This is a genomic window from Sutcliffiella rhizosphaerae (genome assembly GCF_917563925.1).
Classification (GTDB): domain Bacteria; phylum Bacillota; class Bacilli; order Bacillales; family Bacillaceae_I; genus Sutcliffiella_A; species Sutcliffiella_A rhizosphaerae.
Window position 1 is genome coordinate 34,494 of sequence record NZ_CAKJTJ010000011.1, and the last position, 16,596, is coordinate 51,089.

23 protein-coding genes and 1 pseudogene are annotated in these 16,596 nt (G+C 37.6%); 17 read left to right on the top strand and 7 right to left on the bottom strand.

Going from position 1 to position 16,596, the window contains the following annotated elements; translation table 11 throughout:
• Positions 1 to 58: 58 nt before the first annotated feature.
• From LRP81_RS11400 to namA, 3 genes are all read right to left on the bottom strand, one after another.
• Positions 59 to 895, bottom strand: coding sequence for a hypothetical protein (locus LRP81_RS11400; protein ID WP_230501402.1), 837 nt, complete (start codon positions 893 to 895; stop codon positions 59 to 61).
• A 123-nt stretch (positions 896 to 1,018) separates the two neighbouring features.
• Positions 1,019 to 1,183: a hypothetical protein gene (locus LRP81_RS11405; protein WP_230501403.1), complete on the bottom strand. Its 165-nt coding sequence runs from the start codon at positions 1,181 to 1,183 to the stop codon at positions 1,019 to 1,021.
• A gap of 129 nt (positions 1,184 to 1,312) precedes the next feature.
• Positions 1,313 to 2,329 (bottom strand): NADPH dehydrogenase NamA, encoded by a 1,017-nt coding sequence (gene namA, locus LRP81_RS11410; protein WP_230501404.1) that lies wholly within the window; start codon positions 2,327 to 2,329, stop codon positions 1,313 to 1,315.
• A 140-nt stretch (positions 2,330 to 2,469) separates the two neighbouring features.
• On the opposite strand from namA, the gene LRP81_RS11415 reads away from it, so the two are divergent.
• From LRP81_RS11415 to LRP81_RS11435, 5 genes are all read left to right on the top strand, one after another.
• Positions 2,470 to 4,071 carry a M20/M25/M40 family metallo-hydrolase gene (locus LRP81_RS11415; protein WP_230501405.1) on the top strand — a complete coding sequence of 534 codons (1,602 nt, stop codon included), beginning with the start codon at positions 2,470 to 2,472 and terminating at the stop codon, positions 4,069 to 4,071.
• Between the two features lie 21 nt (positions 4,072 to 4,092).
• Positions 4,093 to 4,569, top strand: a complete 477-nt coding sequence (locus LRP81_RS11420; protein WP_230501406.1) for a GNAT family N-acetyltransferase — start codon at positions 4,093 to 4,095, stop codon at positions 4,567 to 4,569.
• A gap of 85 nt (positions 4,570 to 4,654) precedes the next feature.
• A complete protein-coding gene (locus LRP81_RS11425) occupies positions 4,655 to 4,813 on the top strand; it encodes a hypothetical protein (protein WP_230501407.1) in 159 nt (52 codons plus the stop codon).
• A gap of 67 nt (positions 4,814 to 4,880) precedes the next feature.
• Entirely contained in the window at positions 4,881 to 5,342 is a 462-nt protein-coding gene (locus tag LRP81_RS11430; protein WP_230501408.1) for a DIP1984 family protein, read from the top strand.
• Between the two features lie 234 nt (positions 5,343 to 5,576).
• Positions 5,577 to 5,720, top strand: a complete 144-nt coding sequence (locus tag LRP81_RS11435) for a hypothetical protein (RefSeq protein ID WP_230501409.1) — start codon at positions 5,577 to 5,579, stop codon at positions 5,718 to 5,720.
• Positions 5,721 to 5,759: 39 nt separating this feature from the next.
• On the opposite strand, the gene proC is transcribed toward LRP81_RS11435, so the two are convergent.
• Positions 5,760 to 6,611 carry a pyrroline-5-carboxylate reductase gene (proC, locus tag LRP81_RS11440; protein ID WP_399207567.1) on the bottom strand — a complete coding sequence of 284 codons (852 nt, stop codon included), beginning with the start codon at positions 6,609 to 6,611 and terminating at the stop codon, positions 5,760 to 5,762.
• Positions 6,612 to 7,333: 722 nt separating this feature from the next.
• Here proC and LRP81_RS11445 point away from each other — a divergent pair.
• Genes LRP81_RS11445 through LRP81_RS11465 form a run of 5 tightly spaced genes read left to right on the top strand, consistent with a single transcriptional unit; the run spans position 7,334 to position 10,800 of the window.
• Positions 7,334 to 8,314 (top strand): MBL fold metallo-hydrolase, encoded by a 981-nt coding sequence (locus LRP81_RS11445; protein ID WP_230501410.1) that lies wholly within the window; start codon positions 7,334 to 7,336, stop codon positions 8,312 to 8,314.
• Positions 8,311 to 9,102, top strand: a complete 792-nt coding sequence (locus tag LRP81_RS11450) for an SDR family NAD(P)-dependent oxidoreductase (protein ID WP_230501411.1) — start codon at positions 8,311 to 8,313, stop codon at positions 9,100 to 9,102. Before LRP81_RS11445 ends, LRP81_RS11450 begins: the two co-directional genes overlap by 4 nt.
• Before the next feature lie 57 nt (positions 9,103 to 9,159).
• Positions 9,160 to 9,747, top strand: coding sequence for a YobA family protein (locus LRP81_RS11455; RefSeq protein ID WP_230501412.1), 588 nt, complete (start codon positions 9,160 to 9,162; stop codon positions 9,745 to 9,747).
• A 58-nt stretch (positions 9,748 to 9,805) separates the two neighbouring features.
• Positions 9,806 to 10,246 (top strand): ASCH domain-containing protein, encoded by a 441-nt coding sequence (locus LRP81_RS11460; protein ID WP_230501413.1) that lies wholly within the window; start codon positions 9,806 to 9,808, stop codon positions 10,244 to 10,246.
• A 5-nt stretch (positions 10,247 to 10,251) separates the two neighbouring features.
• Positions 10,252 to 10,800 (top strand): class I SAM-dependent methyltransferase, encoded by a 549-nt coding sequence (locus tag LRP81_RS11465; protein WP_399207570.1) that lies wholly within the window; start codon positions 10,252 to 10,254, stop codon positions 10,798 to 10,800.
• Here the strand turns inward: LRP81_RS11465 and LRP81_RS11470 are convergent.
• On the bottom strand, positions 10,797 to 11,300 hold the full coding sequence (locus LRP81_RS11470) for a hypothetical protein (RefSeq protein ID WP_230501414.1): 504 nt from the start codon (positions 11,298 to 11,300) through the stop codon (positions 10,797 to 10,799). The genes LRP81_RS11465 and LRP81_RS11470 overlap by 4 nt on opposite strands.
• Positions 11,301 to 11,522: 222 nt before the next feature.
• A pseudogene (locus tag LRP81_RS11475) lies at positions 11,523 to 11,666 on the bottom strand (YqzH family protein); the annotation flags it as partial.
• 180 nt (positions 11,667 to 11,846) lie between these two features.
• Between LRP81_RS11475 and LRP81_RS11480 the strand changes: the two are divergent.
• Together LRP81_RS11480 and LRP81_RS11485 are read left to right on the top strand one after the other, a co-directional pair.
• Positions 11,847 to 13,115, top strand: a complete 1,269-nt coding sequence (locus tag LRP81_RS11480; protein ID WP_230501493.1) for a Y-family DNA polymerase — start codon at positions 11,847 to 11,849, stop codon at positions 13,113 to 13,115.
• Between the two features lie 31 nt (positions 13,116 to 13,146).
• Positions 13,147 to 13,470 (top strand): YolD-like family protein, encoded by a 324-nt coding sequence (locus tag LRP81_RS11485; RefSeq protein WP_230501416.1) that lies wholly within the window; start codon positions 13,147 to 13,149, stop codon positions 13,468 to 13,470.
• Positions 13,471 to 13,507: 37 nt separating this feature from the next.
• On the opposite strand, the gene LRP81_RS11490 is transcribed toward LRP81_RS11485, so the two are convergent.
• On the bottom strand, positions 13,508 to 14,263 hold the full coding sequence (locus LRP81_RS11490; protein WP_399207573.1) for a serine hydrolase: 756 nt from the start codon (positions 14,261 to 14,263) through the stop codon (positions 13,508 to 13,510).
• 264 nt (positions 14,264 to 14,527) lie between these two features.
• Between LRP81_RS11490 and LRP81_RS11495 the strand changes: the two genes are divergently transcribed.
• The 5 genes from LRP81_RS11495 (at position 14,528) to LRP81_RS11515 (ending at position 16,589) form a co-directional block, all read left to right on the top strand.
• Entirely contained in the window at positions 14,528 to 14,944 is a 417-nt protein-coding gene (locus tag LRP81_RS11495; protein ID WP_230501417.1) for an SMI1/KNR4 family protein, read from the top strand.
• Between the two features lie 3 nt (positions 14,945 to 14,947).
• On the top strand, positions 14,948 to 15,349 hold the full coding sequence (locus tag LRP81_RS11500) for a hypothetical protein (protein ID WP_230501418.1): 402 nt from the start codon (positions 14,948 to 14,950) through the stop codon (positions 15,347 to 15,349).
• A 41-nt stretch (positions 15,350 to 15,390) separates the two neighbouring features.
• Positions 15,391 to 15,777: a DUF4440 domain-containing protein gene (locus LRP81_RS11505; RefSeq protein ID WP_230501419.1), complete on the top strand. Its 387-nt coding sequence runs from the start codon at positions 15,391 to 15,393 to the stop codon at positions 15,775 to 15,777.
• Between the two features lie 94 nt (positions 15,778 to 15,871).
• A complete protein-coding gene (locus LRP81_RS11510; protein ID WP_230501420.1) occupies positions 15,872 to 16,189 on the top strand; it encodes a hypothetical protein in 318 nt (105 codons plus the stop codon).
• Between the two features lie 94 nt (positions 16,190 to 16,283).
• Entirely contained in the window at positions 16,284 to 16,589 is a 306-nt protein-coding gene (locus LRP81_RS11515; RefSeq protein WP_230501421.1) for a hypothetical protein, read from the top strand.
• Positions 16,590 to 16,596 lie beyond the last annotated feature (7 nt).

The following is a 16,596-nucleotide window of genomic DNA, read 5'->3' on the forward strand; positions in this document are numbered from 1 at the left end:
AAGAAAGCGTGATGTTTAACTCCGCTTTCTTTTTCTTTCCCCCTGGTCATAGGGATACCTATCTGTTGCCATTTCTTATTCCAAAGGTAAACATTAGCTTCTGTGAGTTTTCCAATGTTGCATTTACAACAACCACTTGCTCTTTAATGTCCGCTGGGAGAACAAACCTATTATTGGTAGCATCTATTTTTACTAGATTATCTTCATAAAGGTAATCTGTTGTTAATTCTATTACTTGCAGAGAACTTTCAAATTTCATCTCTATCGTTACTTCACCTTCTATAAAAAATTCGTCGATACCGTCCCATTCCAATGGTAAGAGATAGGGAATGGTATCAAATTGGCAGCCTTGACTTCCAGCACTACTCCAACATGAACTTGGTTGTATAATAACAGTCTCATTATTTACAGTTAATTCTATATCTGGAGTGCCGTCCTTTGTTACTTGGTTGAAGTTGTGCTCATCCATAATCCTTGGGAACGCTAATACCATGAATAGGATGATAGGAACAATAAGTAGCGATGTTTTGGACAGGATATTCTTTGGAGAGTGGAAGAAAAGTGTATCTACTACAAAGAATATGGAAGCTATTAAGACAGAGAGTCCGTATGGAATCATTTTAAACAAGTAAATATCAATAATGAGGGCTGGTAATATATGTAGAAAAAAATTAATTGTAATTGGAAACTTCCCAATTTGCTTCGTGATGATTCCTGCACATACATTAACGGGAATTCCGATGATGAAAATAACAAAAAGTACAAGGAGATTTATTGTAAATGCAGATAGGAGTGGTACATTTTCTAATAATTGACCGATGCCTAGTAGTAGTAATGTGATAGTTACAGATATTAGTGTGACTATGCCTTTCTTTTTTATAAACGTTTCATTCATGACAATTTCACTCTTTCGTAATAGGATGGTTATTAATATCTAATCAAGCTGTAGAAGAAAATAACGTATTCTCTTTTTAAGCTATTTCTTTAATTATACTATAGTTTTTTATCAAAATATTTATTAAAAAACGTACACATATAAAGCTTCATTTGTACTAATTATTTTTCCAAAGTAAATTTCTGCTGATGAGGCAAATTGGAAACCCCCAATGGAGAATACAAAGTCTATTTGGGAGAATGTGAATCGTGAAATGTTTTGTCCACGATTGATGTAAGATTTTTTCATGTGTAACACCCCTATAATACAATACGTAAAAAGTTCCCATTTCAATAACAAAAGCCTAACAAATTGTTTATCATAATTGTTAGGCTTCGATATCTATTCTTTTATACACGTATGAGGGGCGGGGGTATTTTACCAAGCACGATCATATTGCTTTGGTGATTCAATCTCCACCCCGAGTTCCTTTGCAGCCGTTCGTGCCCAATAAGGGTTTCGGAGTAATTCTCTCGCAACAAAGATCAAATCGGCACGATTATTTCGTAGTATTTCTTCTGCTTGTAAGCCTGAGGTAATTAAGCCAACAGCACCTGTATCAATTTCTGCACCAGATTTAATCGTTTCGGAAAAACCTACTTGATAGCCAGGATAAACATCGATTGCAGCAGGGACCACTGCGCCAGAGCTAACATCTATTAAATCGACACCCTGATCCTTCATCCATTTGGCGTATGTCACATAATCCGTATCTGTTAATCCTTCAGGATGATAATCATTTGCGGAAACGCGGACAAATAAGGGGCCCTCCCATACATCTTTAACCGCCTCAATAATTTCACGTAAAAAGCGATAACGATTTTCTGTGCTGCCACCGAATTCATCTTCACGTTTGTTTGTTAGTGGAGATAAAAATTCATTAATTAGATAACCATGTGCACCATGAAGTTCAATAATGTCAAACCCTGCATCCTTAGCACGTTTTGAACCATCTGCAAAAGCTGTAATAGTTTCATTTATATCAGCTTTAGTCATTTCTAACGGTGTTTTCATTTTCTCATTAAATGGAAGGGCGGATGGAGCAAAAATGTCACCATCTAGCATTGCTTTTCTACCTGCATGTGCAAGTTGAATCGATGATTTGGCTCCATGTGCTTTTATTTGTTTATTTAACTCCGCAAACCCCTTTACATGATTATCACTCCAGATACCGAGGTCTTGAGGAGAAATTCTTCCCTGTGGTTGTACAGCGGTTGCTTCCACCATAATGAGTCCAACCTGACCAACAGCTCGTGATACATAATGGGTCATATGCCAATCCTGCAAGTGTCCATCCTCATTATGACTAGAGTACATGCACATCGGAGACATAACGATGCGATTTTTTAATGTAACACCTTTTACGGTATAAGGGGAAAATAATGCTGTTTTCATCTTCCATTCCTCCTAAATATTTCGATTACCTAAAATATTATATCAAATGTTTTTTTCGCTTCCAAAAGATGTGTATTCAATTTTTGATATTAGTAGTATGATAGGAGAAAAAAGGAAAATAAAGAGAGGGTGGATAGGAGATGCATTGGCAGACAAAAGAACAGCTGACAAACCTTTTGGTGTCCCTTGTCCAACACGGTAGTGTGACGCTTTCAGGTGAAGAGAAGCGCCTTGCTTCTTTTATTTATTATCAGCTTAATCATTTGAATTATTTTCAGAATAATCCCTCTAATCTAGAGATGCATCGAATGGAGGATGGTCGTTCATTTGTCACTGCTTTGGTTAAGCAGTCGGAAAAGGCTGAAACGATTGTACTTGTTAATCATTTTGATGTAGTCGGAGTGGAGGATTATGGAGTTTTAAAGGATCTAGCCTTCCAACCAATTGAATTGACTAGAGAGCTGGAAAACCATAAAGAGACGTTGCCAGATGAAGCCAGGATACATTTAGAGTCAGGTGATTGGATATTTGGTCGCGGGGTTATGGATATGAAAGCAGGACTTGCTCTTCAGATGTCATTATTGGAAAAAGCCATCTTTGAAGAATGGGATGCAAATCTACTGTTATTAGCTGTTCCAGACGAAGAGGTAAACTCACAAGGGATGCTGCAGGCTTTACCAGCTTTGAGGGAGCTTGCTGCTAGCCATTCTCTAACTTATAAAGCATGTGTAAATTCGGAGCCGATGTTTCAAAAGTATCCTGGAGACGATCAGCTCTATTTATACACTGGTGCCATTGGAAAGCTTCTCCCAGGCTTCTTTTGCTATGGAAAAGAGACGCATGTTGGTGAACCTTTGGCAGGCTTAAATGCAAATTTAATGGTTTCCGAAATTCAGAAATTGATGGAATGGAACACAGAATTATGTGAGCAGGTGGGTGCTGAGGTCACGCCACCGCCGACAAGCTTAGTTCAAAAAGATTTGAAAGAGGAATATTCAGTGCAGATTCCTCATACTGCTGTCACTTTATATAATGTACTTTTTATGGAAAAGTCATTATTAGAATGGGAAAAGGATTTTCTACAGATCGCTAGAAAAGCTGCTGATAATATTGAATCCTTCTATAAAGAAAGAAGCGAGCGCTTTCGAGAGTTTACGGACTTTCAGGAATCTTCGGTGAAAATTTCAGTTTTTACGTATGAAGAGCTATTGCAAAAAGCTAAATCCATTTATGGAGTTCAAGAGGTGGATCTACGCATTTCTTCTGTGATTGCAGCGTATTCTCAGCTCGATGTGAGGGAGCAATCTATTAAGGTTATCGAAGAGGTATCATCTCTTTGCAAGAAATTTGGACCAATGATCATCCTGTTTTTTGCGCCACCGTATTATCCTTCGGTTGCGACAGAGGAAGGGGAGCTGCTGGAATCTGTACGTGCATTTTTAAAAAGAATGAATATAGAAACAGGGCTAGAATTTAAGGAACAACGCTATTTTTCAGGCCTGTGCGATTTAAGCTTTATCGGAAAAGGAGATTTTACAGCGAGTGAAAGACTTCCTTTTAATATTCCTGTGTATGGGGTTAGCTATTCCTTGCCATTTGCAGACATGGAAGCTTTACAAATGCCTGTTTTCAATCTTGGTCCAGTCGGAAAGGATCCTCATCAGTGGACGGAACGATTGAATGTGGCATTTTCGTTTGAAATACTCCCTCCACTATTGGCGAATTTTGTTAAAAGCTTATAAATACAATAGGAGGTATCTACCATGAACATTCAACCAATATATAAAGTTTCTAAAGTAAACCTTATAAAATTTTTCACATCACACTGGGGAAGCCCCGAAATGGTTATTTCAAGTGGTACGTATGATTGCAGTACTCTTGATGGGTTTGTGTTTTTCGACGAAACTGGCAATCTTTTAGGTGTTGTTACCTACATTCTAAAGAATAAAGAATGTGAAATTATTTCCCTCGATAGTCTTCAGGAAAGAAGAGGGATAGGGGCCGCTCTCATGAATGCTGTAGAAGAACTAGCAAAGCAGCATAAGTGTACGTATATCAAACTAATCACAACCAATGACAATCTTGTAGCATTAAAGTTTTATCAAAAAAGAGGTTACAAGCTTTCAAGATTGCTTAGAAATGCGGTGGCAGAAGCTAGAAAAATTAAGCCGGAAATTCCTCTGAAAGGTAATGACGGCATACCAATCAGAGATGAATTGGAGTTGGTCAAAGATCTATAGCTGGCAGTTACTTATAGAAATGAAAGAAAGATGAAATGTATAGGGACCTGCCGTTATTTTTTGCCTTTGAAGGGTATTTTGACAGGTGATGGAAGCAAAATGGAGCGAAACTTTAAAGAAAGAGTTAGAAAAACATGATAAATCAGAGTTGACTCCAATTAATCTCAAAAGAATTGTCCAAACGGTCAAGATAAAAATTATGAATGACAATGAGCAAGCTACTTTTCATATAAAAGTAGAGTAGAAACCTTCTAGATGGTATTTTTATGATTTTATTATAAAATATGGATGGTAGTGAAGGGGAGAAACATATGAAATTAGCGGAAGCATTAATATTGCGAGCGGATTATCAAAAAAAAATAGAGCAGTTAAAATATCGTTTGCTCCAAAATGTAAGGGTTCAAGAAGGAGAAGCGCCAAATGAGGAACCAGAGGTATTACTAGAAGATTTAACTAGTAATCTCGTAGATTTAAAGCGTTTGATTCAACAGATAAATATCACTAATTTACATACTAAATTTACCGGTGAGCAGTCTCTTGCGGATGTACTGATTAGCCGGGAATTAATAGGTCAGGAACGAAAGATTTATAGTGAATTGTTGGAGAGAGCTACAGAAAGACATGATCGTTATTCAAGGACTGAAATTAAGTCAGTTACAACCATAAGTGTAAAAGACGCTCAAAAGCATGTTGATGATTTGTCACAAAAATATCGATTGCTTGATGTGAAAATTCAAGAGTTGAATTGGAGAACAGATCTATTAAAGAAATAAATATTAAAAGCAAGTTGGTAGCGATATGAAAAGGCGAATACCAAACCTAGCAACTAGGGTAAGTTGTATTCATGGTAGGGGTTTCGGGGTGACTCTTGAGGTTCGAGTCCTCATTTTACAATTAATACCCATTACTTTTACAACGTGACAAGTTACTCAAACACTTAACAACCAGGTATTGATTATCATTTCGTGAGGGCGGATAGGGGAAAATATTATAAGGTGGGATACTCGATGGAGAGAATCTTAGAAAATAGACGTGAAGAAAAAGAATGGATACTAATATTTGTAACGATTTGTTCCTTTTTAACGTGTAAAAGAATGAAAAGCCTCGAGCGCTTTAAAAGAAAATTAAGAGGTGAATTGTACATAGAATAGACTTGTGAATAAACAGTTATACACAAGTCTTTTTTAATTTTATACATCAGTTCGAGTGGATGTTTTTTCCTTCAGTTTATCTGCTATTTCTTTCCCCATTTCACGTGAACGTTTCGTTGCCCCGTCGATACAGGATACAAAGGCTTCGGAAACTTTTAAATCATGTAATACGCTAATGCCACGTTGTGTGGTGCCTCCTGGACTTGTTACTTCTTTTCTTAAAACATCAGGACTTTTATCTGTTTCCTGAAGCATTTGGGCTGCGCCAATTAAGGTTTGGTTAACAAGTTTTTTTGCGACCGTTGTATCTAATCCTTGTGCAAGTGCAGCTTTTTCCATCGCCTCCGCAATAAAGTAGATGTATGCAGGTCCACTACCTGAAACACCTGTTACGGCATGGAGCTGCTCTTCTTCCACAATTGTACAAAGACCGATTGCTGAAAATAGAGATTGGGCAAGTTGCAGATCTTCTTCTTGTGCATAGGTTCCCTTAGCAATGGCAGTTGCGGAAAGACCAATGGCTGCAGATGTATTAGGCATTGATCGGATCACTCGAAGCTTTTGCTTAAATAGGTCCTCTATTACTTCGCTAGAGATACCCGCTAGTATGGAAATTACGAGTTGTTTTTTTGTTACATAATTTTTAATTGCTTGTATACCCTCTTTTGCATCTTTTGGCTTCATCGCCAAAAAAATAACATTAGCGTCCGTAACTGCTTCTTGTTTATCTTCTGTAGCTTTAACACCATACTTTATTGCAAGGTTCTGTAATCGTGTTAGATCCTGCTTATTTGTCACTATGATATTGCCGTTTTCACATATTCCTTTTTTGAGAAGTCCTCCTATAATAGCTTCAGTCATTGATCCTGCCCCAATAAATGCGATTTTCACTTTATTGACACCCTCCTTTTTTGGAATATAAAAAGACCTATCTGTCCTATATGTAAGGACGGATAGGTCTATATCCGCGGTACCACCTTGATTGGTTGGTTTAACCCAGCTTTCATTCCCGTATCGTGGGAGGCCGATTAGGTTTGCCTAATTGTTCCTGGGTAGGTTCGAAAGTGCAGGGGATGTGGAAGCCTTTCAGCCGGTGAGCCTCCATCTCTTTCATCTTTTCACTTTCTACTAGTCCCATTCTTCACGTTATCTATTTTAATTTTTATCATTATGCAACGGATGGAGCAGGTAAGTCAAGGGGAGATTTGTCATGTTTTTAAAAAATGGGCACACCATTTTCGAGTGAAGATTTCTGGTATATAGATTTTTGCAAGGACGCGAACTGATAAAACTCTATACCAAAATAGATACTATAAGTAAGTAATTAAAATATGTTGGATCTCAGCACAGACACCAGCAAAAAATAACATTATATGCTACACCGCGGAGAGTAACAGAGATCTAAAAGGGTCAATAGCTGTGAGGTAAACACTAATTATTCTACTAAAACTCAACGGGATAATTATTTTAGTTATCAAGGAATAATGCTTTCTTTTTTTCTATAATTAGTGCATTCTATAATTGAATAGCTATTCATGTATATAAAAAAGGCTATTATTTCGTTATAATTTTTCTACATGTAACTTATATACTATTTACTAAAGGGGATTATGATGAACGAGGTTTTTTGTAAGCAAGAGATAAAGAAGATTACAATTCCGACTCCTTTTGCAGTTGGGGACGTACATACATATGTAATCATATCAGAAAAAGTGACGTTAGTGGATGCTGGAGTAAAGACTCATCAAGCATGGGGGATATTTCAAGATGAATTGCTAAAGCACGGGTTAAAAGTTATGGATATTGATCAAGTGATCGTGACGCATCATCATCCTGATCATGTTGGTTTGCTGGATTATTTGCCCTCCAATATCCCAGTCTTTGGACATAAACGGGCACATCCTTGGATGACTCAGGACCTACGCTATTTTTCCAGCCATGAACAATATTATAAGAAGCTTTTTAAAGAGATGGGAGTAGAGGAACGTTTTTATCCTGTTTTAGCTACAGTGGATAAGCCTCTTCGTTTTTCCTGTCGACGTGGCCTTACTTCTTTCGTAAGTGATGGTGATAAATTAGATGGTCTTCCTGGTTGGAGAATTATTGAAACACCGGGACATGCAAGCAGCCACATTGTTCTTTTCGATGAAAAAAGTGGAACGCTGATTGGGGGAGACCTAATTTTAGCTGATATTTCACCAAATCCTTTAGTTGAACCTCCATACCTTGGGGAAGTGGATCGGAAAAAAGCGATGCTTGATTATGTACAATCCATTGAAAAAATGAATCTTCTTGCTATTAAACGAGTACTTCCAGGTCACGGAAAGGTAGTGGAGGATGTTTCAGCCCTTCTTGCTACCCGTTTGAAGCAACAGGAAAAACGGGCAAAAAAAGTGGTGGATTTTGTAACGAAACAGCCTTCATCAGCTTACGAAATATGTCAGTATCTTTTTAGTTCTGTATACGAAAAACAACTCTTATTAACCTTGTCGGAAACTTTAGGGCAAATTGACTATCTTTTGGACAAAGACTTGATAATAGAAAATAATGATACAACCCCTTTTACTTATCAAGTAGGAGTGATAAAAGAATGACAAATATAAAAAGCAAAAATGTTGTGATAACAGGAGCCTCAGGTGGTATCGGAAAAGCACTTGCGGTGGAAGTTGCGAAGCGTGGTGGGATTCCAATAATGATGGCACGCTCTATTGATAAATTGGAGCAGATTGCTACACAAATTCAAGCAGAATTTCAAGTGGAAGCGAAAGTCTACCAACTGGACGTCAGAAACAAGGTGGACATTAAACGCACCTTCCAACAGGTAATGGCTGAAGTTTCAACCATTGATGTTCTCGTAAATAATGCTGGATACGGAAAATTTGATGATGTGGTCGATTTGTCTTTAGATGATATGAGTGGCATGTTCGAGGTTAATGTTTACGGAGTGATAGCATGCACAAAAATGGTATTGCCTCCCATGTTAAAGCAAAATAGCGGTCATATTATTAACGTTGCCTCCCAGGCTGGAAAAATTGCAACACCAAAATCAAGTGTATATGCTGCGACTAAGCATGCAGTCTTAGGGTTTACAAATAGTATGCGCATGGAACTTCATGATACAAAGATATTTGTAACGGCTGTAAATCCTGGCCCTATTCGGACGGACTTTTTTGATATTGCAGATTCAACTGGAAGTTATAAACAAAAAGTAGATAAATGGATGCTGGACCCTGATATGGTAGCCTCTCGAATTGCGGATGTAATGTTTACGAAGACCCGAGAAATTAATTTGCCAGTCTGGATGAATATGGCTAGCAGAATGTATCAATTGTTTCCGGGAATTATCGAAAAGTTCGGTGGGAATGCATTTCGACAAAAATAATTCGGATTCTGTAACTTTTCTTGGGTCTTCTCGTCAAATATGACAAGAGGTGAGATCATGAAAAACATAAAATTTGTAAGCTTGTTAGCATGCTTCCTTCTATTAGTCGGCTGTGGAACGGCTGGGGGAAATAATAACAATGGAAGCACAGGTTCAAATGAGACAAATAATGAAGTTCCGGATGAAGAACCGATTGTAGAAGAAGAAGCGGTAGAGGACTTGACTGGATATATCGTATCGATTGCGAATGATGGCAATGTGAGAATTCTAGTCACTGGACAACCTGCTGGGGGATCGGGTGAATCTGCAACCATGTATACGTTAGAGGACAGTACTGTCGTAGAAAACTCTAATGAAGATGTGATGGAGTCTGGGGACCTTGCAGTAGGAATGAAAGTGACTGTCTGGAATAATGGCATCACAGCTCATTCTTTTCCTGGTCAGTCAGGTGCTGTAAGAGTTGTGGTAGATGCAGACCAAGATGAACATGAACAACATGCAGTAGCTAAAGCCTTAGAGGAAGTGGAAAGTGGTCAGCCGTGGCATGTGGACGAGGTAGTCTCAGAGGATGAGCAACATTACAACATTACCCTTCGCAATTTGTTGGATGGTAGTGATCCTGTTGAGGTGAACGTGGAATTATAGATAGAATGATAACGCGCTCAGGACAAAGGTTCTGGGCGTTTCTTTAAGGGGATTGGTTATGAATAAGATACAACGATTTTGGAATGATTTTTGTGACACACAAGACTCTATAGAAATGGTGTATAGCGAGGCTTTTCAGTTTGGAACTGATGCAAACAGGCTTGCTTCTCTAGTTGTTGAGGGGAAAAAAACAGCGACTTGTTCCGCATATTTAGCATATGAAAGAGAGAATGAAGCACTTCCAATCATTGGGGAATTCAGTATTGTTTTAGATGCAAATGAAGACCCAGTGGCAGTTATTAAAACCGAATCTGTCGAGGTGGTTCCAATGAATATGGTTTCCGAAGACTTTGCCGTTGCAGAAGGTGAAGGAGATTACCAATATTGGTGGAATGCTCATGAATACTTTTTTCGACATGTGTTAAAAGAATACGGTTTAGAATATTCACCAGAAATGCTGCTTGTATGTGAACGGTTTAAAAAAGTATACCCGAGGTGATGGATGTGACAAATCGAATTGTAATAGGGGCAGGAGAATATAACAATAATCCTGGTTGTATACATACACAGGAAGAGGAATTAAGTCTATTACGACCGGAAGATTGGGATCGGAAGTTTGAAGTTAATTCCTTATCTGCTATTTTAGCTGAGCATGTATGGGAGCACTTGACTTTTGAGGAAGGGATTATAGCAGCAAAGCTTTGTCATACATATTTAAAGACTTCTGGTTACATCCGGTGTGCGGTGCCTGATGGTTATTTTCCTAACGAAGCTTATCAACATATAGTCAAAATTGGTGGGTCAGGGCCAAAGGATCACCCTGCTGCCAGTCATAAAATAGTATATACCTATACCTCATTACAGCAAATGTTTGTATTAGCAGGTTTTGAGGTGAGACTGCTTGAATATTGTGATGAAGAAGGGCATTTTCATCATACGAATTGGAATAGGGAAGATGGCATCATCTTTCGTTCCAAACAATTTGATCCTAGAAATCAGGGGGAGCAATTAGTATCCCCTTCTTTAATTGTGGACGCAGTAAAGTGTGGTTAAGGAATGGGACTTTGTAAGGTAATTTCATCTTCTTCCTTTTTCTTTTTCATAAGGTTTTCCCATAACCACTGGAACCCATACATCAAGACTGCTTCCGCTACACATAGTACATAGAGTTGGTGACGATTCATTTTCTTCATTTTGAGTATTCCGATATGTTCAAAGAAATAGTTCATCGGATACACCAACACAGCATCCGTCACAGCGTTCAAGACGAAATATAAGAAGAAACGCCCGTATGTGAGGCGTAATATCCACAGTGGTCCCGCGAAAAAAGGCCCAGCCATAAACGCAAATTCATTAATAAAATACGGAGGGATTTTCTTGAAGATTTTCCACCAATTAAACTTTACTGCCAGCAAGCTTTCAATCATCATTATCCCAGCTGTAAATAAAGTTCCAGGCAAAAATCTTTTAAAAGCCTTCCAACCTAAAAAGGGGAGCGTCAATAACGAAGTAATGAACATCAACCACAAAAATAAAACAGGCCTTTTCTTCACAATATATCCTCCTATCAACCTTACGTCCTGCTTTTACTTTGTGTAATTTGATGGAAAATATGTTTTGGGAAAGGTTGTGTTTGGAGGGAATTTTTATGTAAAGGACTTTGTTATTAAAGTGTTCTTTATGTGAATGATATTCCTAAATGCACTCATATGGCAGATGAAAGCCCGAAATTCCACCATTCCTGAAAAAGGGATACTTATCACCTACTCAAGTACTCAGACTTCAAACAAGTCAGAAGCATTTTCTTCACTCATAATTCGCACTATATCCTCTATTAGTTTTTCATATTCTAATTCATTCAACGGTATGGATTCCAAGTCGTGTTGATATTGAATAAAACAATTTCTTATCATTTTTTTAGCAAGCTTTTTTCCATATCCGTCACCTCGTTTATTCCTTTATTATAATGCTTTTCACCTGTGCAGAAAGGGAAATGTCGATAAATGTAGAGGAAATTACCATTGAAACCGAACGTATATTCGCTTATTATTGGGTATATACTACTAAAGCGAACATATATTCGTTTTTGGAGAGGTGCAATGGTTGTGAACATAAATTACAGCAAGATGCCTAACAACAAGATTTTATGTGTAGATATGAAAAGTTTTTATGCCAGCTGTTCGGCTGTCATAAAGGGACTTAACCCCCTTACCTGTTATTTGGCGGTAGTAGGAGATACGGAAAGGCAAGGAAGCGTAGTGCTGGCAGCTTCTCCGATGTTAAAAAAAGAATTTGGTATTAAGACGGGGTCCCGCCGATTTGAAATTCCTGATGGCAAAGGAATTCATATTGTGAATCCCCAGATGGCAAGCTATTTGCGTATCTCAACAGAAATAACCCGGCTTTTTAATCGCTACGTACCGAAGAGTGCTATCCATACCTATAGTGTGGATGAGAGCTTTTTACAAATAGATGGAGCGGAAGGGATTTGGGGAGATGCCACCACCATTGCTCATAAAATAAGAGAGGCTATGGATCGCGAAATTCAGCTTCCATGTGCAATTGGAATTGGCCCAAACATGCTCATGTCAAAGCTTTGCCTTGATCTAGAAGCAAAGAAAGAAGGAGTGGCTGAATGGACTTATGAAGATGTAAAAGAAAAGCTTTGGCGACTTTCACCCTTGCGAGAAATGTGGGGAATTGGATCTAGAGTGGAAAAAACGTTAAATAGCATGGGGATTTTTAATGTTGGTCAGCTTGCCAACTACCCGCTCGAGCTACTCGAAAAGAAATTCGGAGTGATGGGCAATCAGCTTTATCATCATGCCTGGGGGATAGACTTATCCGAGCTAGGTGCTCCCATTGTTCAAGGGCAGATTAGCTTTGGGAAAAGCCAAATTTTAATGCGTGACTACACCAATCCAAAAGAGGTTAAACATGTCATCCTAGAGATTTGTGAAGAGGTCGCCAGAAGAACCCGCCATCATCGCAAAGCTGGTCGCACCATCAGTCTAGGTATTGGTTATAGCCGCGATGAGCTTGGCGGGGGATTCTATCGCTCACGGACGATGGAGCGTGCTAGCAATATTACGATGGATTTATACCGCACATGTCTGGAGCTATTTGAAGAAAATTATCAATCAAAAACGGTCCGGAAAATTGCCATATCTCTTTCCAACATTGTTGATGACAACGAAATGCAACTAAGTCTCTTCGAATTGGAGCAACCAAAAAAAAGGGAGCTCGGCTATGTAATGGATACCATTCGTGGGAAGTATGGTTCCAAGGCATTATTACGTGCAGTATCTTATACGAACGCAGGTACTGCGGTGCATAGAAGCAGGCTTATAGGCGGACACAAGTCATAAGGGATATAAGGGAAAGAGGTGCTATAACGGAATGATAAGAGATCGAGGAACGATTAAATGGACGTCCATGATGTTACCAGAGCATGTTAAAATGCTGCGCGATTGGGTAAAAGAAGATACGTATGAAACAAGGCCAGAACTTGATGAACAGCGCCTGGAAGAACTAAATGAACGATTTTGCGAAGCGCTGGAAACGGGTCGGGAAGTTACGATTACCTATTATGAAAAAAGAAGGTATCAACTGTTTGTAGGATCCGTTCACCACTTAGATCCCTACAAATGTCGCCTGCATGTAGTCGACAAATTTGGCGAGGCAGGCTGGTTAAACATGAAGGATATTTTAGATATTTCTTAGTAGAATTTCTTGGACGGGTGATTCCCCGTCCAGTGTATTATTGACTTAAATATTCCCGATAAAGCAATTTCAAGGTTTCATAAATCTTTATATCTGCCTCTTGATTGTCAGAACGATTTGGCAACTCAATAGCTCCTAAAGCGAAAAGAATAGGGTCATTATCAAAACCTCCCAGTATTCCAAAATCCAAGATGACGTTTTCTAAACCGCCAGTCATATGATTTAAAAGATAGGAAGGAATTTCATCGACCATTCCCTGTTGCCTCACAAGCCCATTGATAAGTGGAACCCAAATGAGCGGATTTTCCTTATATTTTTGAAAAATTTCCAGCATTACATCGAATAGCTGACCAAGTTGTCCTTTATTTTTATTAGCTCTTGGATTTTCTGTAACATATAAGGTCGGAGAATAAGACTGGATAGTTTTATTTACTTTTTCCCACCCTCCGCAAAAATTTACTAACCCATTGGCAACATAGCTATCATGACATGCAATCATAACCTCCACTGCTTCCCGTAAAGCTAATGAGCGTCGATGTTGAAAATGAGGATATAATTCCTTGCTGTCTTCATTCGGATTAAAGCAGATATGTGGAACAATATCATCCCATTGAAATAACCCTTCCTCCACCCAACAGGCGACACTGAACCCGATGGCTACTTTAGCCGCTGAAGCAAGTGGGACTAACATATCACTATTCCATGAAAAAAATGTATCATCCTTAGTTGAGAAAATTTTGATACCGACGTTTCCTTTTTCTATTTCTAGCAGTTTTTCTATTGCCCTATTCAACATGTTCACCTACATTTAATATTTTTTTATAAAAAAGTGCAAGTTGCTGACCTCGAGTGAAACTATTACAAAATAGCAAGGCGCCTGGCACTGTTATAATTGTCAAAAATCATTCTTTAAGAAAATTCTACATAGAGAGAAAATAGTCCTCTTTACTCCTAATTCTTTAAATTAATCAGAAGAGATAAATAAATCAGAAGAAAAAGGGAAAATATGCTAAAATTAAATTGAACGAATTATTTTACAATTAGCTTAACAGAGGAAATGGTTAAAGATGCAGAAAGGAAGTTAGGTGTCACATTACCAAATTCTTATATTGGATTATGTAAAATTCAAAACGGAGGTTATATCATTCATAAAGCTCACCCGACAACCGTTCCAACAAACTGGGCAGTAGATCATGTTAGTGTCGACAATATCAATGGCATATCAGATGAAGGAATTTTATCAAGTAACTATTACATAGAAGAATGGGACTTACCTAAAGAACTTGTTTTGTTATGCGGTGATGGAAATACATGGATAGCGATGGATTATCAAAGCACAAAAGAGAATCATCTAATTATTTACATAGATTTAGAGTGGACAGAAGAAACGTTTATTTTGGAGTTGGCACCTAATTTTGATACGTTTTTTAAGAATTTATATACCATGAAAATTAATTGGAAGGATGGAGGTTAAAGAATGATTGCTCCTATAGAAGGCTTAACTGAATTTACTAAAATGCATGATAGCTTTATGACAGATTGGAACGTAGCAATGAGTTCGGGTGACACCTCCTTATTAGAGAGAATGACAGAAGATTATTATGTAGCTTATTTTACAAGCAACCAAGAAAAGCCTCTATTTTTCAACAGACAGGAGGCAGTGGATGGAATGCGCCAATCAGTTAAGCAACTATTAGGTGCAAAAAAGAAATTTGAAAATAGAGTTATACGATTAAGGAACAATGAAAATGCAGTAGTTTTCTATGAATTACTAATAATAAAAAATGATGACGTATTAGCAAAGATGTTTACGATCGAAAATTGGAAGCTTGTTAATGAGGAATGGATGATTGTAAGAGAAACAGTGGAAGCAATATAGTGGGCGAACCAAATGTAGCCTAACGGAAGGGGAGTATATGAATGGAAAAGGAAGCCATTAAAGCAGTAGAAGAGTACCGTTCCATTCTCAATGAAGGAGAAGTGGAAGAAGTAAATAAATGGATATCAGATGATTTTATTGGCTATTTTGGTTATTACAATTATAGAGATTATGAAGTTTATAATGGAGAATCGTATAAAGAATCTAATATTGAAACCTTAAACTCATATAAAGGGAAAAATCCTTATTGGGAATATCAAGACTTAACAAGAAACCTTAGATCAGAAAATGAAATGATTCTTTCATCAATAATAGATTTCTATATATCAGGAGAAAAAGTTGCAACGGCCTTAGCAATGGAAATATTTAAAAAAGAACGTGATGGGTGGAAATTATACAGACAGCATATGGAGAGATACTCGCAATAAATATTTATCTTGAAGTCTATTATTTATTACTATCATACATTCAATCCGTGCTCTTAAGAAGAAGAAATAAGTATTTTTAAAGAGGGGTGTTACTATGACAGAATGGAAAAAAGTAGTGATAAGACTAATGGAAATAATGATAATCTTTGCGGGAGGTCTACTCCTTACCATATATATTTTAAAACCAATCTATACAGCATTTGGGATACTATTAATAGGGAATATATGGGTAAACTGGTTTGGGGTATCATATTTTCTTTTTACCGTATATACAATAATGGTTGGTTTGTTTCTATGGAAAGAAAATATATTGTTTCAAAAACGAATAAGCTCAAAATTATTCTGGGTGATGTTTCTCATTGCAAATTATGTAATATTTATTCCTTTTATTAAAGGAGAAAACCCTTTTTAATAAGTAGCGTAAAAACATACTTTAATAGGAAATTAACCAAACTAATAGTACTTCCAAATCATTGTATTGCATCAAGGAAGGAGGAGGAGCATCGGTGGAGGCGATATTATGGTTTATATTAATAATTCCTTTATACGGTGTTCTAATCTGGACATATTTCTATCCGGAGGAAAGTATGATATTTGGGCATAGATGGAAGTATAGAGAGGAACCAGAGTTTTCTGATGTAGCAGTTAGTTTTACCCGATTTGGGGCAATAGTAGGGATTTTTTTCTTAACAATTGTATTCGTAGGAGTTAACTTTGGTCAACCAATCACTTTACTATTTGTTCTAGCTTTTATCATATTAGTAATTTATAGACTATTAAAGCTGAGGAAGCATTTATTAGAAGACGAGTAATAATTGC